Below are 19,398 nucleotides of genomic sequence, written 5' to 3'. Positions count from 1 at the left end.
CTGAATCAGTCCGTGAGCGTCAGACGCGCTCGATGATGGTGGCCACGCCCATGCCGCCGCCGATGCACAGCGTCACCAGGGCCCGCTTCGCGCCGCGGCGCTCGAGCTCGTCGACCATGGTGCCGGTGATCATGGCGCCGGTCGCGCCGAGCGGGTGACCCATCGCGATGGCGCCGCCGACGACGTTGAGCTTCTCGGTGGGGATGTTCAGATCCTTCTGGAACTTCATCGCGACCGACGCGAACGCCTCGTTGATCTCGAACAGGTCGATGTCGTCGACGGTCAGACCCGCCTGCGCGAGGACCTTGTGCGCGGCCGGGGTGGGGCCGGTGAGCATGATCGTCGAATCGGCGCCGGAGGTGGCGGTCGCGACGACGCGGGCCCGCGGCGTCAGACCCATCTCCTTACCGGCGTTCTCGCTGCCGACGAGCACGAGCGCGGCGCCGTCGACGATGCCGGAGCTGTTGCCGCCGTGGTGGACGTGGTTGATCTTCTCCACCCAGTGGTACTTCTGCAGCGCGACGGCGTCGAAGCCGCCCATCTCGCCGATGCCTGCGAACGAAGGCGAGAGAGCGGCCAGAGCCTCCACCGTGGTGCCCGGACGCATGTGCTCGTCCTGCTCGAGGACGGTGATGCCGTTGATGTCCTTGACCGGGACGACGGACTTGGCGAAGTAGCCGCCCGCCCAGGCCTTCGCCGCCAGCTCCTGCGAGCGGACCGCGTACGCGTCGACGTCCTCGCGGGAGAAGCCCTCCATGGTGGCGATGAGGTCGGCACCGATCCCCTGCGGCACCAGGTAGGTGTCGAAGTTGGTGGCCGGATCCAGCATCCACGGGCCACCGTCGGAGCCCATCTTCACGCGCGACATCGATTCGACGCCACCGGCGATGACCAGCTCGTCCCAGCCCGACCGCACCTTCTGCGCCGCCATGTTCACGGCCTCGAGGCCGGACGCGCAGAACCGGTTGATCTGCACGCCACCGACCGTGTCGGGCAGCCCGGCGACGGTGACCGCGGTGCGGGCGATGTCGGCGCCCTGGTCCCCGAGCGGGGAGACCACACCGAGGATCACGTCGGAGATGCGGTCCTCGTCGAGGTTCGGGAACCGGGTGCGCAGCTCGGCGATCAGGCCGGTGACCAGGTCGATCGGCTTCACCGAATGGAGCGATCCGGTTGCCTTGCCCTTACCCCGAGGGGTGCGGATGGCTTCATAAATGAATGCCTCTGTGGTCACGATCTTCCTTCCTGTTCTCGTCCGTGCGGCCGCATCGAGTGACGAGCAGCACAGACCTCGGCTCGCATCACCTTAGAACGTGTTCCAATCGACGGGAAGGACCGAAGCGATCCGGGTCCGTGACCGAGCCGATCGGAGGTATGTCGAGAACACCCGTTTCCGCCTACGCTCCGAGAGGCGGAACGGACACGACGAAGGGACCGGCATGACGGCGGCGGAGAACACGACACGGCCGGGACTGACCCGACGCGGCTTCTTCGGGGCCGCCGGGGTCGCCGGGGTCGCCGGGGTGACCGCGCTGTCCACCGCACCGGCCTCGGCCCGCCCCGCCCGCCGCACCGGTCCGGCGTCCGCGCTGCCGGCCGCGTCGTCGATCACCGTCACCGACCCGGCGCTGCTGACCGCGGTGCAGGCCGCGAGCCTGCTGCAGTCCCGCCGCCTGCACCCGAGGGAACTGCTCGACGCATGCCTGACCCGCACCGCCGGCCACGACGGCGACATCGGCGGCTGGGTACGGATCTACCCGGAACTCGCGTACGAGGCCGCGGACGCCGCCGCGCAGCGGCTCACCGGATCCGGGGACGCCCCGCTGCTGTGCGGGCTCCCGCTGGCCCTCAAGGACCTGTTCGCGGTGGCCGGGCTGCCGCTCACCGCGTCGAGTCACGTCCTCGACGGCAACATCGCGGCCGGCGACTCCACGGTGTGGCGTCGGCTCCGGGACGCCGGCACGGTCCTCGTCGGGCACGCGCACACCGACGAGTTCGCGATCGGGGTGGCCACCGAACAGGTCGGCAACCCGTGGAACACCGACTACTCCCCCGGCGGCTCGTCCGGCGGCAGCGCGGCCGTCGTCGCGGCCCGCTTCGTGCCGCTCGCCACCGGCACCGACACCGGCGGCTCACTGCGACTGCCGGCCAGCGCGTGCGGCATCACGTCGATCAAACCGACGTTCGGCCGGTGCAGCACGCACGGCGTCATCCCGCTCACCTGGACCCGCGACCACACCGGGCCGATGGCCCGCACGATCGCCGACGCGTCCCTGCTGCTGAGCCACATGGCGGGCGCCGACGTCGACGACCCCACCACCACCGTCGGCCCCGACGTACCCGCGGGCGGCTACCCGATCGCCGCGAAGGGCGGGACGACGCCGTTGTCCGGCAAACGGTTCGGCCTGTACCGCAAGGCCGTCGACGGGTTGCCCGACGCCCTGGGCACCCTGTTCGCCGCATTCGTCGACGAGATCCGGCGCCTCGGCGGCGACGTCGTCGACATCACGATGCCGGTCATGCCGGCGGACATGATCGTCGGCGACCGTGTCGAGATGGGCAGCTTCCACCGGCAGTTCACGGACCGGATCGGCTCCTACCGGCCCGAGAACGCGATCTCGGTGACGAAGGCCGTCGCCTCGCTCGCCGCCCCCGCCATCGACTACCTCACCACCGAGGGCAACCGGCTGCGGTTCCAGCACGAGTACAACCGCATGTTCGCCGACACCGGCATCGACGCCGTCCTCGTCCCCGGCGCCAAGATCGACGGCTGCGAGCGTTTCGAGTTCGCCGGCATCTCCGTGTTCGACGGGGTCACCGGCACCGTCGGCTGGGCCAACACCGCCGGCGCCCCCGTCGTCACCACCCCCGCCGGGCGGTCCGCCGCGACCGGACTGCCGTTCGGCGTGCAGATCGGCGGACGCCCCTGGGACGAAACGACTCTCATCGAGATCACCCTCGAGATCCAGCATGCCCGCCCCGACTGGCTCACCGCCCCCGAGATCGCCGCCGCCCCCCGCGACGTGCCCCGGGTGCAGGTCACCGCACCGGGCGCCGGCCCGCACCCCACCAACACCACCGACGTCGGCTTCGGGCACCGGTTCGTGCCGACGCTGTCGACGAGCGTGATCTGATCCGAGCCCACCCGTCGACGGTTCCGGCCCCCCGACCCGAACCATCGCAGGACGATGCACGGTGCCGCAGGGCGAGTCGACACCGATTCGCCCTGCGACGCCGACAGTGACTCTGCGACCACGTACCCCACCCGCCGGATCGCGGCGTTCGGCCGGTCAGCCCACGACGGTGCCGGTGCTCACCTTCTTGTAGAGACGCACGTTCGACGCCGCGAGCACGTTCGTGACGAACGGTTCGGGATCGATGCACGCTTCCGGAGAGAAGACGCCGGTGCGGGTGATCCGGCCCGCGAGCATCTCCCGGACCGCGGCGGCCGCGGCGTGCGGTGTCGGATCCCCACTCGCCCCGTCCGTGTACACCACGTGTGCCTCGAACTCGACGCGGGCGGCCTCGCCGCCGATCTCACCGTCCGCGGCGACCTGTACGACCGTGCCCGGCCGGTCGTCCCGTTCCACTGCCAGTCCGCGCTGCCCGGCGTCGGTCGCCATGAACCGGGCCAGGAATTCCCGCGACGCCAGGGGCAGGCCGTCGACTCGGGTCGGATCGGTCAGCCCCCACTGCTCGAACTGCTGCCAGAGCCGGTTGCCGGCCTCCTCGAACCACGCGAACCGCACCGTCGCATTGCGCAGGCCCGGCACGTACGTCCCCAGCGTGATGCCCTCCGGGTGCCCCATGTACCCGGCCTCGACGGTGGCGTCGAACGGGGCACCGAACGTGTACGACCGCGGCGCACCCCACGCCGGTAGCCGCGTCATCTCGCCGTCGACGAACTGCACGACGTCCCCGGACATCGAGTGCAGCATGTGCTCGTTGATCGTGGGGCCCATGTTCACGACGTAGGGCACCACCATCACGACGTCGACGCTGTGCGCGGAGTCCAGCGAGTCGACGGCCCACCGCCCCAGCAGGCTCGTGACACCCGGGGCGAAGCCCATGCCGAACAGCACACTCACCCCCGCGGCCTTCGCCGCAACGTCCAGATCGGTTGCCCGGACCAGTTGTTCGGCGACATCGAACTCGTCGCACACGTCGACGTAGTTCACCCCGCACTCGATCGCCGCGCGGATGATCGGCATACCGAACTTGAAGAACGGGCCCACCGCGTTGAAGACGATGTCGGCTCCGGTGATCGCCGACCGGATACTCGCCGGGTCGGACGCGTCGAACTGCACTGCCTTGCCGCCCAATTCGTCGGCGACCGCGGTCGCCTTCGCGGGGGGGGATCGAGGTCGGCGACGACGAGTTCGTCGTAGCCGCCGCCGGCCGCGACGAGGCGGGCCACCGAGCCGGCGATCGAACCGGCACCGAGAACGACGAGTTTCATGAGGTCCGCCTTCTGCTGTATCGGGGAAAAGAGTGTCGTGGAGAGCAGCGGAGATCAGTGCCAGTGCACGCGGAACAGTTCCCGCGGCAACGCATCCGACCACCGGCCCGTACGGACCAGGTCGGCGGCCAACCGGCCGAGCTCGTCGGCCATCATCACCCCGCGGTGCCCTTCGGTGACGACGACGGTCCGGTCGTCGACCCGGTCGACGTACGGGTTGCCGTCGACGTTCATGCCGACCAGGCACGGTTTGACGATCGCCGCACCGAGTTCCACGTCCGGGAGGAACTGCGGCACCAGCCCGCGGAAGTAGTCGACCTCGCTCACGGTGCCGCCCGACGACGCCCAGGCCGCGATGTCGTCCCGCGTCTGCAATGGGTGCGCCATCAGCTCACCGCTGGCGCACTTGATGTACCACCGGCCGTCCGGGTACTGCACGGGCGGGATCACGATGCCGCCACCGAAGTGGTCGGAAATGTACATGAGCGTCGGAAAATTCGGTACCGCAGCAGGTTCCACCTCGAACAGCACCATCGTCGCACCGAACACCCGGGTCTGCATCTGCCGCGGCAGCAGGCCGATCGCATTGGTGGCGGCACCGGTGGCGACCACCGCCCGGTCCGCACGGAACTCCGCACCGGACGCCGTGCGCGCCACCACCTCGTCCCGCTCCGACGCCAGCGACACGACCTCGTCGACGACCCGCTTCGCTCCCGCCGTCTCGGCGAGCACCAGTTCCGCACGCACCAGCAGTCGCGGGTTGACGATGATCGCGTCGTCCTGGCACACCCCGATCTGTCCCGCGGGAATCCGCAGTCCCGGGAACCGTTCGCTCACCTGCCCACCGTCGAGGACGTCCCCCGAGGTCCCGAAGTCGCGACAGTTGCCCAGCAGTGCGTCCAGTTCCCGGCCGGACTCCGAGACCTCTTCCGATCCAACCGTTTCCGGATCCGCGAACAGCACCAGCTGCGGATGTACCGTCGTGAACGAAATCCCCGACGCCTCCTCGATGTCCGCGTACCGTGCCATCGCCCGCAACCCCACGGCCGTCGGCACGAACAGCGGATCGGTGGCCGCGATCCGGCCCTGGTCGTAGTGCCCCGACCAGGTGCCCTCGTGACCCACGTGCGTCTGCGGCTCCTCCGGCCCCACGATCGTCACCGCACACCCCGCCTCCGCGAGATGCCGTGCGGTCGCCGCACCCTGCGGTCCCGCCCCGATCACCAGGACACGGTCACTCCCAGCCGTCCCCGACCTGCTCATTCACTCCACCTTTCTGTTCACCGTCCGGTCGATCAACGCGTCCACCGACGCCCGGATCACGACGGACTGTTGTTCTCGCGACAGTGCACCGGGATTGGTCACCGCCGTCGTACCGATACCGTCGACGAGCACCCACACCGCGCGGGCCAAACTCTGCACGTCTTCCACCGGAACATCATCGGGCAGAGTGGTTTCCAACATCTCGGCCATGCGCCGCTCACCGTCGGCGGCATAGCTCTGCAGCACCGTCTGAAGCCTGCTGCTGTTCAGGCTGAACGCATGGAACGCCACCAGTACCCGCCAGAACCGCTGCGACTCCGCGTCGTGCGGCAACGCCTGCTCGATCATCTCCAGCCACTCGTCGAGCGTCGCCGACGCCGTGCGACGGGCGACCTTCCCCGACACCTCCTCGAGCGCCGCCGTCAACGCCGCCTCGAGCAGCTCCTCCTTGCCGGCGAAGTAGTGCGAGATGTAACCGGTGGTGGTCCCGAGCCGGGCCGCGACCTTCCGCAGCGTCGCGTTCTCCAGGCCGCCCTCGGCGACCAGATCACACGCGGCCTGCGCCACCAGCATCTTCGGATCCTCGGTCGGTACCCGTGTCGTCATCTCGCACTCCTCGTCTCGACGGACGTCAGTTCTTCCAGACGTCACCGAACAACATCATGAAGTCCGAGGCGGGCACCACACCGTGCACCGTGTCGCGCCAGAACTCGGCGTTGACGGCGGTGCTCAGGTTGACCGAGACGACGTCGCGGTTCCACAGCCGCTCGATGTCCGCGAGAGCCGCCCGTTCGGCGTCGTCGTCGGGGGCCTCCTGCAGTGCGACGAGCGCCGCATCCATCTCCGGCGACGCATACCCGGTGAGGTTGTAGGCCGCGGTGCTCGACACCGTGTCGTTCAACTGGTGGAACGGATCGGACGCCACCACCGCGGACGAGCCGATGGCCAGATCGAATGCGTTCTTCACATACAGCTTCGTGATCCGGCTGGTGACCGACGGATCGGCGTCGAGTTCCACCCGGAAGCCGACGTTCTGCAGCTGGGCCTGCAACGCGAGTGCCTGCTGCTGCGCGACCGGGTCGGTGCCGACGAGCAGCGTCAGCCGCCGGTCGTAGCCGTCGGCGGCCGCCTGATCGAGCAGCGCCCGGGCCGCATCGGGGTCGGCCGCGATCGGCTCGACGCCGGTGTACCACGGCGACTCCGGATGGAAGATCGACTTCCCGGCCAGTTCGGTGTCCCCGTCGTATGCACGGTCCGCCACCGCCGACGGGTCGACGGCCAGCGCGATCGCCTCCCGCACCCGGACGTCCGCACCCGGACGGCCGTCCCGGTGATTGATCCACATCGTCGATCCCAGCGCCACCGGTTCGAGATAGCCCTCGTAGCCGGACGCGAGACCGTCGCGCACCTGCTCGACGTTGCGGACGGTCGCCATGTCGACGTTGCCGTTGTCCAGAGATTCGAGCGCCGCCGTACCGGAGCCGATCCACACGAACTCGAGACCGTCGACGTGCGGGGCGCCGCCCCAGTAGTCGTCCCGCGCCGTGAGCCGCAGCTTCTCACCGGGCCGGTACTCGGAGAACGTGAACGGACCCGCCCCGATCGGCGTGAACGTGTCACCGGCTGTCGCCGCCGGGGCGACGATCATGCCGGCACCCATCGCCAGCATGTGCGGGAACGTCGCCCACGGATGAGTGAGCCGGAACTGCACCGTCGCGGGATCGACCACGTCCACCGATTCGAGACTGCCCGAGATGACCGCGGCATCGGAACCACCGGTCAGATAACGCTGCACACTCGCAACCACTGCAGCGGCGTCGAGCGGTGTCCCGTCGGAGAAGGTCACACCGGGACGCAGGGTGAGCGTCCACGTCGAGAAGTCTTCCGACGCAACGAGATCCCTGGCCAGCCACGGCTCGTACTCCCCCGACTCGGCGTTGTACCGGACGAGGACGTCGTAGAGCGCGGCCAGCGCACTACCGCCGGACACGCCCGTCGCGACGGTATCGAGCGGGTCGAGGCTGCCCGGCTCGGAATACTCCGCGACGGTGAGGACCCCGCCGTCACCGGACTCGCCCGGGTCGGCGACCGCGTTGACCGCGATCGCGGCCGAATCCAGGCCCAGGCTGCTGCCCGCCGACGCATCACCCTCGGCGCAGCCGGCAGTCGTCGCGACCGCGCCCACGAGAGCAACCGCCGCCAACCTTCGCCACACAGAAGAAATCGCCATTCGTTCCCTCCACCACTCGTTGTGACGCGGCTCTCATTCACCGCCGCGGAGAACATAACAACTGTTGTGATGAATGGAAAGGGGGTGATCCGAAGAAACTTCGAACCGGGCGGATCTACCGCAGGGCCGCGATCCCGGACGCGGCGGCCGCGGCGGCGCTACCGACGAGGCCGGAGTGCGGCCGCAGAACGAACCGAGGTGTCGCAGGACCGTTCGATACCGATCCGCCCTGCGACACCGATCGAGCCTCTGCGGCCCCGAGCCCTCCGGCCCGCGACATCCGCTCGCGGGTTCCGGCGATCACTCCGCGGAGCGGTACCTCGCGAGATAGCGCTCGTCCGTTCCCGGATCCTCCGTGCCGACCAGCAGATCCGAACTGAGTGCGATTCCGTTCTCGTCCGTGCCCGCCATGGACGCCATGCGGAAGAACAGAATCATCAGGACGAAGGCAACAGCAGCGGCGATACCCACCGCCGGGGCGAACGAATGGCCTCCGGCGAGCGCGGCCACGAATCCGCCCAAGCATATGAAGCCGAGAAGTCCTACCCCGTATGCCACGGACGGGAACGAGACGACCCGCCCGATTCGACGAACACTCTGCACGTCAATACCCTTTCCGATACGCTACGCGAATCGTATCGCTACGGTCAGCGTAGCACGTGCAAGAATCGTGACTCCGAAAATCCGAAGCGAACCCGAGGAGTGCGATGGTTCTTTCCGCAGACGCCGATGCCCGGATCGTCACAGCAGTGCTGGACCTTCTGCGGTCCCGAGGCCCGGGTGCAGTCACGGTCGAATCGGTTGCGACTCTGTCCGGGGTCGCCAAGACGACGATCTATCGGCGGTACGCGGATCGCCGCGAAATGCTGACGGCCGCGTTGGCGCCGCTGGCGACCCCACTGCAGGCTCCCCCGGCGCCCGACGCCAGGCAGCGCCTGCACTGGGTCATCGAACAGGCCATCGCGTCGGTCGAACACGGTATCGGCTTCGGCGGTATGGCGGCCCTCCTCACCGACGAGGACGTCGAGTTCAGCCGGTTGTTCCGATCCATTCTCGCGAGCTACCGCCGGCAGGTCTCCGCAGTGATCGACGACGCGAAGAACGCCGGCGACTTCCGGGCCGACCTGGACAACGACATCCTCGTCGACGCGATCGTCGGCGCCTACGTCGCCGAGCGGGCACGGCTCGGCGACATGGCGGACCGGGACCGGCGGCTGTTCGAAGCATTCTGGCCCACAGTCGAAAACCGCTCCCGATCAGTGCACCGGGCCGAGGCCACCGACTAGCCGTCGAGCTTCCGGGCTCCGAGGATGTCGGTGAGCAGTTCCCCGGCCACCTCGTCGGGGTCGCGGCGTTCGGTCTGCGTGGACGGCTGCGCAGCCTCCGCCATCATCTCCTCCTCGTCCTCCGGGGTGGAGGGCGGCGGCGGAGCGTCGTAGTCGTAGTCGGCGGGCGGCGGACCCGGATCGTCCGGGTAGTCGGGCGCCTCGGGCGGCGGAATGTCGTCGACGGGCGACGCAGACCGGCGCGGGGCGGGAGGCTGCGCGGCACGCCCCTGGCTGGGGCGTGAAAACCTCGGCGCGGCCGGAGCTTTCGCCTGCTGCGGCGCCGACCGGGACGGGGCGGCAGCGGCCGGTGCGGCCCCGTGCTCACACGTCACCTCCCAGTCGCCACCGAACACGTCGTGCAGGGCCGCACGGATCACGTCGCTGTTGCGGGGTTCGACGAGACGCTTCGCGAGCGGCGCCGAATCGTGCCCCAGCACCACCCGCGCACCGTCCACCGAACGCACCGTCGCACCCGACAGCATCACCTCGACGGTGCGGCTACGGTCCCGCACCTTCGCCCGCACCTCCGACCACACCGCCCGGATCGCGGCCGCATCGGGACGGCCCGACGCCACCGGTTCCGGAGCCGGTTCGGGAGCCGGAGCCGGTTCGGGAGCCGGAGCCGGTTCGGGCCGGGGCTCGGGAGCCGGGGCGGCTTCCGGAGCCGGGGCAGGCTCGGGTTCCGGGGCAGGCTCGGGTTCCGGAACCGGGGCAGGCTCGGGTTCCGGAGCCCGCTGTACGGGCGGCGCCGTCGGCGCAGGCGGCGTCGGGGCAGGCGGCGTCGGGGCAGGCGGCGTCGGGGCAGGCGGCGTCGGGGCAGGCGGCGTCGGCTGCGGCTGCGGTGCGGCGTCGGCAGCGCGTCGCTGCGACGGCCGCTGGTAGACGGGCCCCGACGGCGGCGGTCCGGAGGGTTGTTCGACGGCCGGCCGGGGTGGCGCCGTCGCGGCGGCCGCGGTAGCAGCCGGGATCACCACGCCCTGTTCGATTCGTTCGAGTCGTTGCAGCACAGCCGATTCCGCGTCCGACGCGGACGGCAGCAGCATGCGGGCGCACACCACCTCGAGGAGCAGCCGTGGCGCGGTCGCGCCGCGCATCTCCCCGAGTCCTTCGTGGACGAGTTCGGCGTAGCGGGCCAGGGTGGCAGGGCCGATCCGTTCGGCTTCCTCCCGCATCCGGTCCAGCACGTCGCCGGGTGCATCGACCAGACCCCGCTCCCCGGCGTCCGGCACGGCCCGCATGAGGATCAGGTCGCGCAGCCGCTCGAGCAGGTCGACGGCGAACCGGCGCGGGTCGTGCCCGGCGTCCATCACCTTGTCGACGGTCCCGAACAGGGCCGCGCCGTCGTTCGCGGCGAGAGCGTCGACGGCCTCGTCGATGAGCGCCACATCGGTGACACCGAGCAGCGCGAGCGCCCGCGGATACGTCACCCCGTCGTCGCCGGCACCGGCCAACAATTGGTCGAGCACGCTGAGCGAGTCACGCGGCGAACCACCACCGGCCCGAATCACCAGCGGATACACGGCGTCCTCGACCTGCACATGCTCCTGCGTGCAGATCTTCTCCAACAGTCCGCGCATCGCCGTCGGTGCCAGCAACCGGAACGGATAGTGGTGTGTCCGCGACCGGATCGTCGGCAGCACCTTCTCCGGCTCCGTCGTCGCGAACACGAAGATCAGATGCTCCGGCGGCTCCTCCACGATCTTCAGCAGGGCATTGAAACCTGCGTTGGTGACCATGTGGGCCTCGTCGATGATGAAGATCCGGTACCGCGACTCGGCGGGCGCATAGAACGCCCGGTCCCGCAGCTCACGCGTGTCGTCCACACCACCGTGACTGGCCGCGTCCAACTCGATCACATCGAGATTGCCCGTCCCGCCCGGACCGAGCGCCACACACGACGAGCACTCCCCGCACGGCGTCGACGTCGGCCCCTGCACACAGTTCAGCGACCGCGCCAAAATACGCGCCGACGACGTCTTACCGCAGCCACGCGGACCCGAGAACAGGTAGGCGTGATTGATGCGTCCGGCATCCAGGGCGGTGCTCAGGGGCTCGGTGACGTGCTCCTGACCCACCACCTCAGCGAACGAAGCTGGTCGATACTTCCGGTACAGGGCCACGGCGAAAGACTACCGGCGGATGCCGACAGCGCAGCGCAGGCGTAGCACCCGCCGCCGAGAGCTTTCCGAAACACAGAAGCAACACCACGGCCCCGTTCCGGAAACTGTGGGGCGCGATCGTCGTTTCTCGCGTGCGGTGACGTCCGCCGGTGAGGAGATGCACACATGCTCGACACGATCGATCCCGCGACGACGGCGTGGCTGTTGGTGAGTACGGCGCTGGTGTTGTTGATGACGCCGGGCCTCGCCCTGTTCTACGGCGGCATGGTGCGGTCGAAGGGCGTCCTCAACATGATCATGATGAGTTTCGTGTCGATCGCACTGGTGACGGTGGTGTGGCTGGTGGCCGGCTACAGCCTGGCGTTCGGCGACGACATCGGTGGTGGTCTCCTGGGCGGGCTCGAACATCTCGGCATGGCCGGCATCACCCCGGACACCACCCGGTCCGGGATACCCGAGTTCCTGTTCGCGACGTTCCAGCTGACGTTCGCGATCCTCACCGCCGCCCTGATCAGCGGGGCGATCGCCGACCGGGCGAAGTTCTCGTCGTGGATGGTGTTCGTGCCGGTATGGGCGCTGGCGGTGTACGTGCCGGTCGCGCACTGGGTGTGGGGGCCGGACGGCTGGATCGCGAAGCTCGGCGCCCTCGATTTCGCGGGCGGACTCGTCGTGGAGATCGTGTCGGGGGCGTCGGCGCTGGCGTTGGCGCTGGTACTGGGGCCGCGGATCGGGTTCCGCAGCGAGCCGATGCGCCCGCACAATCTGCCGATGGTGCTGCTCGGGGTGGGCCTGCTGTGGTTCGGCTGGTTCGGCTTCAACGCCGGCTCCGCGATGGCCGCCGACGGCCGTGCCGCCGCGGTGTTCCTCAACACCCTGGTCGCCGGCTGCACCGGGCTGCTCGGCTGGCTGTTCGTCGAACAGAAGCGTGACGGCCACCCCACCACGTTCGGTGCCGCGTCGGGTGTCGTCGCCGGCCTGGTCGCGATCACCCCGTCGTGTGGCTGGGTGAGCATGCTCGGCGCCGCGGTCGTCGGTGTCGTCGCGGGCGCCGTCTGCTCGTTCGCGGTGGGCTGGAAGTTCCGTTTCGGCTACGACGACTCCCTCGATGTCGTCGGCGTCCACCTCGTCGGTGGCATCGTCGGCACCCTGCTCATCGGTCTGCTCGCCGCCGAGGTCATGACCGGCGGCGTCGAGGGGCTGCTGTACGGCGGCGGTGTCGCCCAGCTCGGCAAGCAGACCCTCGCGGTCGCCGTCGTCGGCCTCTACGCCTTCGGTGTCACGTACGGGCTCGGCAAGATCCTCGACCGCTGGATCGGCTTCCGCATCACCGCCGATCAAGAGACGACCGGCATCGACCTCGCCCTGCACGCCGAATCCGCCTACGAGCACGCCGTCCTCGCCCACGGCACCCAGCCCGGGCTGTTCGGCCGGGAACCCGAACGTCCCCGTCAGCGCGCCGACGAGGACGAGGCCTGACGGCGCTGCTACTTCCCCGCCTTCGCCGCCGCCTTCGCGGCCTGCTTGAACTCGCGCACCTCGAGCAGGCTCTGCCTGTCGACGACGTCGGCAATGGAGCGGCGCGATCCGTCGTCGCCGTAGGCCCCGGCGGCTTCCCGCCAGCCGTCCGGGCGCACCCCGATCTGCTTGCCGAGGAGTGCGAGAAAAATGCGTGCCTTCTGATCCCCGTATCCGGGCAGCGCCTTCAACCGCTTCAGGACTTCCTTGCCGGACGGCTCCCCGGACGTCCAGATCGCGGCGGTGTCGCCGTCGTAGTGGTCGACGAGATACCCGCACAGCGCCTGGATGCGTCCGCCCATTGATTTCGGAAACCGGTGCACGGCAGGAGGTTGCGCACACACCGCGACGAAGTCGTCCGGATTCGTGGCCGCGATCGCGTGCACGTCCAGCCCGCCGAGCCGGTCGTGGAGTTTCTTCGGTCCCGCGAACGCCGTCTCCATCGGCACCTGCTGAGAGGTGTACATGCGATGCAAACCTCTTCGTCGTTACTCTCCTCAGTCCGACGATAACCAACGGGGCGCGAGTAGCACAGTCCGTCCAGCTCGCGGGGCGGCACTTCGGTGTGAGGGGCCGGCACCTCCATCGGGGTCCAGCCCAGCCACGCCCTGATCCAGGGCGGGGCCACGAGTGCTGGCCTGACACGATAAGGGCTTGGTTCGTGGGTCTCGTTGGGGCTGCCCGAAGGGCTGGGGGGAGACGGAGAGGGCCACAGGTCTAGTCGCCCCGGAGGGGCGCCCTTACGGTCAGGAACAGTGCCCAGGAGGGGCATCCATAAGGATGCGGAATCTGTACATCGACAGTTCCCACCTCACGAAGTCGAGCGCGGCGACCACTTCTAGATCGTCCGGGTCGAAACCCTCGTCTCGCACGACAGCGCGTTCCTCGTCGTCCACGTGGGGGTTAGACGTAGGCCGGGATGTCTAGGTTCCACCGAGGGGCGACTCGATCAGAGGAGGAACTACACCTCGCTGGAGTACTTCGACAACAAGTTCTGCAAGTTCGTCACGTACGAAGCGCGAGAGAGCCAGCGTCGACTGGTACCCGACAGAACTCGGCCAGGCCGGCGTCCTACGCAGTAGGTCAATCGACTCTGTCACGGGCCGGGCGGTGGTGCGCGACACGCCTTAAACATCCCCCAGATGGGGATGGATGCTGGGGGATTTCATCGATGTGACTCACAAGATCTCGCGTTGTAGGTATCCGTCGGCCACAGGATGTAGTGTCTACATGGCACTGAGAAAGCACTATCAAGGAACTCGCCTCTCCCTCCCATTGGGGAGCGTGAGCACCCCTCTCCTCTGTCCCGGACCCATACAGGGCCGGACCTTAAGGGAGAGGAGTTCCATACGTGGAGCCCCCCAGTGTGCGTTCGCTCAATACGAGGGAACGGCGGTACCAGGCGTTACTCGGACACCTTGCTTCGGCTGGAGTGTTGCTGCGAATGGCAGGCGCAATCCTGCTTGAGAACGGCAACGCCACCTGGGGCACTGGGCTCCAGGTGGCGTCCCGATTGCTTCTGACGGCGGTGTGGTTGGGTTCCCCGCGCCGGTAGAAGTCCGCTGCAAGGGTCTCGGTCTGTGTTACCAGCACAGGCCGAGGCCCTTGTTCTATCTTGTTCTATATAGAGCAACGCTGCTCACTATCGCGCAAAGTTAGACAGGAAGCAACTCAAATCTGAAGCTCCTACCCTCATCTACGCGGGCAGCGATACCTACGGCCACCTGGGGAAACGTGCGTACCGCCGCCTCAGCGGCTTCCAGTGGGCCCGACACCCATAACTGCGTAACCTAGGGCCGGAGTGAGAAAGTTAGCTCGTCTGTGCATCTTCAGAGGCGGTCATGGCGACCCATGACACTCGTTGAGCGGCGTAAGAAGGTCTCGCATTGCGTTCACCACAGGCAAGTGCTGGAATGCCGCCGACAGAGGTGTCGTCGGCGCTGTCCGGCCCGCCGGGGTAGACGCTCGCCCCCCCCATATCGGATGCGCCGGCAAACCCCGCCAAGGTGCTCGATACGTGGTCGTCGAAGCGGTGCCCAGAGCCTACCTACTGACACCCAGTTACCTGGTCACTCGACTACTCGCATGTTCGATGAGTCGATGAGTCGATGAGTCGATGAGTCGATGAGTCGATGAGTCGATGAGTCGATGAGTCGATGAGTCGATGAGTCGATGAGTCGATGAGTCGAGTTTGCCCTTACTTGCGGAGCATGACGTACTCGGCTCGTGCCGTACGCGGCGAGCCGTTGAAGATCGAGGGCTCTCCGTCGATGACGTACCGCTTGCCGCGCCACTCGACGGCGGACTGAGCATCGAGCAGGCCGGGGTATCCGACCAGCCGCAGCTTGTACTTCGTCGTGGTCTCGAACCCGATGTTCTGAGACTCAAAGTTGGCTGCCATCAGGTTGATCGGCTGCACAACAGCCTTGACCAGGACACCGACCTTGCTCGGCCGGGTGAGCTTGTTGCCGTCCTCGTCGATGACGACCTCTTCGGGGAAGACCTTCACGGTCTCGGTTCCACGGTTGAGTAGTGACACTTCAGCCACCTGCCCCGAACATCGGGCGGCGTGCCGGGGCAACCAGATTCGGCACGATCATGTGCATCTTGCTCGGGCGGATCCCGAACGTCTGCCACTCCTCCGGGAGGATCTGCAGCTTGCCGGATGCGGTCTCACGGTCGAGCTGGTAGCCGTAGGTTCCATCCGTCTCGGAGAACAGGCCCTCGGGGTTGCGGACCACCCGGAGGACGGCCTCGGCCTCGATGTCGACCACGTCGGCCTGGTCGATAGCTCCCGAGGTGATCTGGTCAGCCAGATCCGGGATCCGGCGAATGATCATGCGCTCGACCTGTTCGAGTCGCCGGTTGACCATCCCGGCCTCTTCGGGCGTCAGCGCCCGACCGAGTACGGCCTGGACATCGTCAGCGGTTGCGTAGGGCATGTGGTGCTCCTTGGTTGTGTGCGGAGGGGCCTGCCTGCTTTTGGCCGGCCCCGAGGGCGATCCGGTAGAATTCAGCAGCCGAGAGCCCGGCTGCGTCCATCACGGGAGAGGCCAGATTCTGGCCCTGACCTGGTACGGCGTGGTTGAGCCAGTCGACGACGTAGCCTCTCAGCGCCTGGTAGTCGCTGGGGGTACCTAGACCCTGCAGAGACCTGAGTTCGTCCGGGAGAAGGGCAGCCAGAGCCTCGGGGTTCGAGGCGGACTGTTTGCTGTTGCGTCGTTTCGGTCGTCCCATCAGGACTTCCCCCACCGCGCTGCAGCGCCGAGCTTGCCCAGCTCAGAGCGAGTCAGGGCGTCCTCGTCGTCGGGACACCCGAGCGCCTTGAGCAGTTGCACCATCAGCGCCCGGTACTGCCGCAGCTCCAGCAGCTCCGGCATCGCCACCGGCTGCCCCTGCGAGCCTCGTACTCGAAGTTCGGCGGCGGCGTCCACGATCGCCTGCAGCCGCTTCACCACGTCGGCGGTGCGGCAGGCCTCCTCGAGGATGGCGGTCTTCTCCGGTGCGTCTGCGAAGTCGTAGACGACGTGCAGCTCCTTCCAGAGCTGCTTTCCACGCGCCGAAAGGCCCGTTGGCGCCCTCGGAATCTCTGGTTTCTCGGCCATCAGGCCTCCTTTATGGGTCGTTTGAGAGGCCCACGGAGGGCCGTTCGTGCAGGTCAGGGGAAGATCGGTGCCGGAAAAACGCTGGCGGAGCGGCACGGCATCGCGAGCGCGAGGGACAAATCAGCTGGATGCCACGGCATCGGATATGGCGGGCGCATTACCACCCGGTCTGGAACGGGGGTACGGGGTAACCCCCCTGGGTACCCAGGGCCCTGATCTGGGACGATGTACCGGTGAGGATCCGAGCCACCCACCGAGTCCAGGGACATCTGGCAGTCGAGGTGTCGCCTGAGGTCTTCCTGCTCGCAGGGAAGGATGACCTGACGATGGGCGGAACCATCGGCAAAGCGATGTACTCCATCGAGGAGTACGACGGTGACGACACCATCGAGGTCAGCGACGACCTCGTGGCTGAGGCCGAGGAGCTGAGCACTCGGTTCGCTGCTAGTAGTCGAGAGGTCCGACTCGGGATGATGAAGTACCACCGACCGGGCACGGACTGAGCAGCTCCTAGCCGTCTTTGACTGGCCTGCCATTGCGTGTCGCGGTGCTGGTCCAGCCCGCGTGATGTGACAATGTGCCGATGCAGACCGAAGACACCCGGACTCGACCGGTCCCTGACGGCCTCGATGCTGTGTTTGCCCAGTTCATCAAGGATGAGGGGATCCTCGATACCCCGAACTCGTGTGGAGTCTCGCGGGTCGAGATGCTCCCGATGCCCGTGGTCATCGAGGACGATCTGCTGGCTGGATTCGTGGACTAGCCGGTCACTGCCCGACCCTTGCGGATGTCCTGCCACTGCCTCGGGGTGATTCCTGCTTCGAGCACCTTGATTCGCTGCTGATATCCCAGCTCCAAATATCTGCTGCAATCGTCGCTGAGGGCGACTGCCTCGGTCCAAATCTCGGTGGTCAGCTCGGAGTCTCCGAAGAACTCGCAGATCCGCTGGGCGCTCTCCAGCTCCTTCGCGATCGCCTGGCAGAGATAGCTGCAGTGCTGCTTCCCGTCGAAGCTCTTACCGGGGCATCCCTCACGGGGGCACGAATACTGGCGACGACTCTTGTTGGCGGTGGTCATGGCGGGCTCGTTTCTCTCCTCTGTGGTCTGGGGGCCACCGGGAGCCCGGCCAAAAACAGGCAGGCCTCCCAGCGGCGTATTCAGTTGTCAGGGAACGGATTCCCTGGGGATGTCAAGTCGACATCAGGCGGCATCGTGCAGACGGACGATGCCAGCGGGGTTCGCGAAGCCGAACCCGACGCGGGAGACGGCGCGGATCTGGGTCGCGTCCGAACCGAACGCGGCATCCTTCGACTGCGAGACCGTGGTGCCCTTGCGGCGAACGGCCATGGCCTGCGAGGAATCCAGCGCCCAAGCGTTGCCGGCCGAAACCGCAGGCGAGACCAGAGCGATCAGGCCAGCGAGCTTGATGCCGTCGTCCACGGTCTCGAGCAGGCCCTGGTTCGAGCCGGTGCCGGTCTTGGCCTTGGACAGCGCCAGAGCCACGTCCGGGGCCAGGACGATGTGGGTCAGGTCGGCACCGTGGGCCATCGCCTGAGACTTCGCGTCGTGGACGTAATCGAGCGTGGTCCAACCGGCACCGGTGTCGACCACCTGGACACCCGAGACCGAGAGCAGGCCCGACGGGCCGTTGGTGACGGTGTTGCCGAAGAACGCGGCATCGATCTTCTTGCCGATGTCACGAGCCAGCGCCTGGCCGATGATCGCGGCGACCGCCGGATCGGTGTCGTCGACAGCCTCGTTCGAGACCTGGGTCAGACCCGCAACCTTGGACGGGATCACGACGATCTCGTTCGTCTCCGGGTCGACCAGGGTGATCGGGGTGTTCTCGGCGTACCAGCCGGTCTCGGGATCCGAGAGCAGCACCGGGAAACGAACCTGGTGCTTGTCGGTGTTGACGACGGTCGCGGCCTGGAACGCAACCGACTTCGCGTCGACCTCGGTATCGATCAGCTTGCCGTAGTCCTCCGGGGTGAAGGCGTTGGCGAGGTTGTTGTTCAGAACTGCCATGGTGTGTCCTCCTGGACATGAAAAAGGCCCCGGCACGATTGCCAGAGGCCTTGATGGATGGTGAATCAGGAGACGGTTACGGACCGAATCCCTTGGGGCACAGCCCCTTTAGTTGAACGCTGTCAGCCACAGACCACAGCGTTCGAAGTCACTGGAACAGTGCGCCCCACGACAGGGCCGGCGCCTTCGGCTTGTTGCCTCCGGTGCCCTGCGAGGGATCGAACGCTGGGGAGTTCTTCCGCAGGCCGGGACGCTCGGTGAGGACGGCGTCGACATCAGCCGCTACTCGGGCCGGGTCGACGTTGCCGTCGTCGTCGAGGTAGTCGACCGGCTCGTTCCCCGAGAGGGTGAACACATCGGACGCGTGCGCCAGGCCTGCGTCCGCAGCCAGTCGCTCGATCTCTGCTCGCTGCATCCGCTCGATGCGGGCCTGGGCAGCGGTCAGCTCCTCGCGGGCAGCGTTCCGTTCGACTCGGTACCGGGCTTCCTTGCTGGCCCGCTGAGGACCGTTATCGGCGTCGGGGGCAACCGAGGTGCCCGAAGCCGTAGAAACTCCGTCAGCGTTGCTCTCAGGGCCGGGAACGGGGGTCTGTGATTCTTGCATGTGCTCATCTCTCCTCTGGACTATCGGTATCGGCGCATAAACAGCGCCCGGCGTAGGTCGATCTCTTCGATGTCGTCATCCATCCCGAGCTGGGCGAGGATCACGTACCGGCGCGGGTGCCCGTCCTCGAACCAGGCGAGGTCTCCGGCCTCGTGGATGGCTTCGATGTACTTCGCGGACATCTGCAGGTGCCGCTGGAACGCGGCCTCTCGGCCTTGTGCGTTCACCGGGCGAGCCTCCGGGCGT

General features: G+C 67.7%; 19 protein-coding genes and 1 pseudogene. 5 read left to right on the top strand and 15 right to left on the bottom strand.

From position 1 onward, the window contains the following. Positions 1-19: 19 nt before the first annotated feature. Positions 20-1,234 carry an acetyl-CoA C-acetyltransferase gene (locus Q5696_RS02020; protein WP_305093576.1) on the bottom strand — a complete coding sequence of 405 codons (1,215 nt, stop codon included), beginning with the start codon at positions 1,232-1,234 and terminating at the stop codon, positions 20-22. 205 nt (positions 1,235-1,439) lie between these two features. Between Q5696_RS02020 and Q5696_RS02015 the strand changes: the two genes are divergently transcribed. Then, the gene (locus tag Q5696_RS02015) at positions 1,440-3,134 is read left to right on the top strand and encodes an amidase (RefSeq protein ID WP_305093575.1); all 1,695 of its coding nucleotides are present in this window, start codon (positions 1,440-1,442) and stop codon (positions 3,132-3,134) included. Between the two features lie 156 nt (positions 3,135-3,290). On the opposite strand, the gene Q5696_RS02010 is transcribed toward Q5696_RS02015, so the two are convergent. From Q5696_RS02010 to Q5696_RS01990, 5 genes are all read right to left on the bottom strand, one after another. After that, complete coding sequence (locus tag Q5696_RS02010; protein WP_305093574.1) at positions 3,291-4,562, bottom strand: saccharopine dehydrogenase family protein; 1,272 nt, start codon at positions 4,560-4,562, stop codon at positions 3,291-3,293. After that, the gene (locus Q5696_RS02005; RefSeq protein ID WP_305093573.1) at positions 4,514-5,722 is read right to left on the bottom strand and encodes an NAD(P)/FAD-dependent oxidoreductase; all 1,209 of its coding nucleotides are present in this window, start codon (positions 5,720-5,722) and stop codon (positions 4,514-4,516) included. The genes Q5696_RS02010 and Q5696_RS02005 overlap by 49 nt, the downstream gene beginning before the upstream one ends. Further along, a complete protein-coding gene (locus Q5696_RS02000) occupies positions 5,723-6,328 on the bottom strand; it encodes a TetR/AcrR family transcriptional regulator (RefSeq protein ID WP_305093572.1) in 606 nt (201 codons plus the stop codon). It abuts the gene before it with no gap. A gap of 25 nt (positions 6,329-6,353) precedes the next feature. Further along, positions 6,354-7,952, bottom strand: coding sequence for an ABC transporter substrate-binding protein (locus tag Q5696_RS01995; RefSeq protein ID WP_305093571.1), 1,599 nt, complete (start codon positions 7,950-7,952; stop codon positions 6,354-6,356). A gap of 300 nt (positions 7,953-8,252) precedes the next feature. Continuing rightward, positions 8,253-8,462 (bottom strand): hypothetical protein, encoded by a 210-nt coding sequence (locus Q5696_RS01990; protein WP_305093570.1) that lies wholly within the window; start codon positions 8,460-8,462, stop codon positions 8,253-8,255. Positions 8,463-8,659: 197 nt separating this feature from the next. On the opposite strand from Q5696_RS01990, the gene Q5696_RS01985 reads away from it, so the two are divergent. Then, positions 8,660-9,238 (top strand): TetR/AcrR family transcriptional regulator, encoded by a 579-nt coding sequence (locus Q5696_RS01985; protein ID WP_305093569.1) that lies wholly within the window; start codon positions 8,660-8,662, stop codon positions 9,236-9,238. Here the strand turns inward: Q5696_RS01985 and Q5696_RS01980 are convergent. Continuing rightward, positions 9,235-11,400, bottom strand: coding sequence for a DNA polymerase III subunit gamma and tau (locus tag Q5696_RS01980; protein ID WP_305093568.1), 2,166 nt, complete (start codon positions 11,398-11,400; stop codon positions 9,235-9,237). The two genes, Q5696_RS01985 and Q5696_RS01980, sit on opposite strands and share 4 nt — an antisense overlap. A gap of 165 nt (positions 11,401-11,565) precedes the next feature. Between Q5696_RS01980 and Q5696_RS01975 the strand changes: the two genes are divergently transcribed. Then, positions 11,566-12,876 carry an ammonium transporter gene (locus Q5696_RS01975; RefSeq protein WP_305093567.1) on the top strand — a complete coding sequence of 437 codons (1,311 nt, stop codon included), beginning with the start codon at positions 11,566-11,568 and terminating at the stop codon, positions 12,874-12,876. Positions 12,877-12,884: 8 nt separating this feature from the next. On the opposite strand, the pseudogene Q5696_RS01970 reads toward Q5696_RS01975, so the two are convergent. From Q5696_RS01970 to Q5696_RS01955, 4 genes and pseudogenes are all read right to left on the bottom strand, one after another. After that, a pseudogene (locus Q5696_RS01970) lies at positions 12,885-13,382 on the bottom strand (HhH-GPD-type base excision DNA repair protein); the annotation flags it as partial. A 1,730-nt stretch (positions 13,383-15,112) separates the two neighbouring features. Next, positions 15,113-15,454 (bottom strand): hypothetical protein, encoded by a 342-nt coding sequence (locus tag Q5696_RS01965; RefSeq protein WP_305093565.1) that lies wholly within the window; start codon positions 15,452-15,454, stop codon positions 15,113-15,115. 1 nt (position 15,455) lies between these two features. After that, on the bottom strand, positions 15,456-15,857 hold the full coding sequence (locus Q5696_RS01960; RefSeq protein WP_305093564.1) for a Gp19/Gp15/Gp42 family protein: 402 nt from the start codon (positions 15,855-15,857) through the stop codon (positions 15,456-15,458). 294 nt (positions 15,858-16,151) lie between these two features. Next, positions 16,152-16,520, bottom strand: a complete 369-nt coding sequence (locus Q5696_RS01955; protein WP_305093563.1) for a hypothetical protein — start codon at positions 16,518-16,520, stop codon at positions 16,152-16,154. A 233-nt stretch (positions 16,521-16,753) separates the two neighbouring features. Here Q5696_RS01955 and Q5696_RS01950 point away from each other — a divergent pair, with 233 nt between their 5' ends. Both Q5696_RS01950 and Q5696_RS01945 read left to right on the top strand, forming a co-directional pair. Further along, complete coding sequence (locus Q5696_RS01950; protein WP_305093562.1) at positions 16,754-17,023, top strand: hypothetical protein; 270 nt, start codon at positions 16,754-16,756, stop codon at positions 17,021-17,023. A gap of 80 nt (positions 17,024-17,103) precedes the next feature. Continuing rightward, complete coding sequence (locus Q5696_RS01945; RefSeq protein ID WP_305093561.1) at positions 17,104-17,283, top strand: hypothetical protein; 180 nt, start codon at positions 17,104-17,106, stop codon at positions 17,281-17,283. Here Q5696_RS01945 and Q5696_RS01940 read toward each other — a convergent pair. The 4 genes from Q5696_RS01940 to Q5696_RS01925 all read right to left on the bottom strand — a co-directional run bounded on the left by Q5696_RS01940 (position 17,280) and on the right by Q5696_RS01925 (position 19,379). After that, positions 17,280-17,597 carry a hypothetical protein gene (locus tag Q5696_RS01940; protein ID WP_305093560.1) on the bottom strand — a complete coding sequence of 106 codons (318 nt, stop codon included), beginning with the start codon at positions 17,595-17,597 and terminating at the stop codon, positions 17,280-17,282. The genes Q5696_RS01945 and Q5696_RS01940 overlap by 4 nt on opposite strands. Before the next feature lie 123 nt (positions 17,598-17,720). Continuing rightward, positions 17,721-18,548 (bottom strand): phage major capsid protein, encoded by an 828-nt coding sequence (locus Q5696_RS01935; protein WP_305093559.1) that lies wholly within the window; start codon positions 18,546-18,548, stop codon positions 17,721-17,723. 148 nt (positions 18,549-18,696) lie between these two features. Continuing rightward, a complete protein-coding gene (locus Q5696_RS01930; protein ID WP_305093558.1) occupies positions 18,697-18,963 on the bottom strand; it encodes a hypothetical protein in 267 nt (88 codons plus the stop codon). 209 nt (positions 18,964-19,172) lie between these two features. Further along, positions 19,173-19,379, bottom strand: coding sequence for a hypothetical protein (locus tag Q5696_RS01925; RefSeq protein ID WP_305093557.1), 207 nt, complete (start codon positions 19,377-19,379; stop codon positions 19,173-19,175). Between the last annotated feature and the right edge of the window lie 19 nt (positions 19,380-19,398).

It is taken from the genome of Prescottella sp. R16, from assembly GCF_030656875.1.
GTDB lineage: Bacteria > Actinomycetota > Actinomycetes > Mycobacteriales > Mycobacteriaceae > Prescottella.
Note: the sequence above shows the minus strand (reverse complement) of the source record. Positions and strands in the feature narration are given on the sequence as shown.

Coding starts and splice junctions, on each gene's coding strand:
- Q5696_RS01945 (WP_305093561.1), top strand. CDS start 17,104: ATGCAGACCGAAGACACCCGGACTCGACCGGTCCCTGACGGCCTCGAT.
- Q5696_RS02015 (WP_305093575.1), top strand. CDS start 1,440: ATGACGGCGGCGGAGAACACGACACGGCCGGGACTGACCCGACGCGGC.
- Q5696_RS01995 (WP_305093571.1), bottom strand. CDS start 7,952: ATGGCGATTTCTTCTGTGTGGCGAAGGTTGGCGGCGGTTGCTCTCGTG.
- Q5696_RS01955 (WP_305093563.1), bottom strand. CDS start 16,520: ATGGCCGAGAAACCAGAGATTCCGAGGGCGCCAACGGGCCTTTCGGCG.
- Q5696_RS01940 (WP_305093560.1), bottom strand. CDS start 17,597: ATGACCACCGCCAACAAGAGTCGTCGCCAGTATTCGTGCCCCCGTGAG.
- Q5696_RS01960 (WP_305093564.1), bottom strand. CDS start 15,857: ATGCCCTACGCAACCGCTGACGATGTCCAGGCCGTACTCGGTCGGGCG.
- Q5696_RS02005 (WP_305093573.1), bottom strand. CDS start 5,722: ATGAGCAGGTCGGGGACGGCTGGGAGTGACCGTGTCCTGGTGATCGGG.
- Q5696_RS01935 (WP_305093559.1), bottom strand. CDS start 18,548: ATGGCAGTTCTGAACAACAACCTCGCCAACGCCTTCACCCCGGAGGAC.
- Q5696_RS02000 (WP_305093572.1), bottom strand. CDS start 6,328: ATGACGACACGGGTACCGACCGAGGATCCGAAGATGCTGGTGGCGCAG.
- Q5696_RS01985 (WP_305093569.1), top strand. CDS start 8,660: ATGGTTCTTTCCGCAGACGCCGATGCCCGGATCGTCACAGCAGTGCTG.
- Q5696_RS01975 (WP_305093567.1), top strand. CDS start 11,566: ATGCTCGACACGATCGATCCCGCGACGACGGCGTGGCTGTTGGTGAGT.
- Q5696_RS01930 (WP_305093558.1), bottom strand. CDS start 18,963: ATGCAGCGAGCAGAGATCGAGCGACTGGCTGCGGACGCAGGCCTGGCG.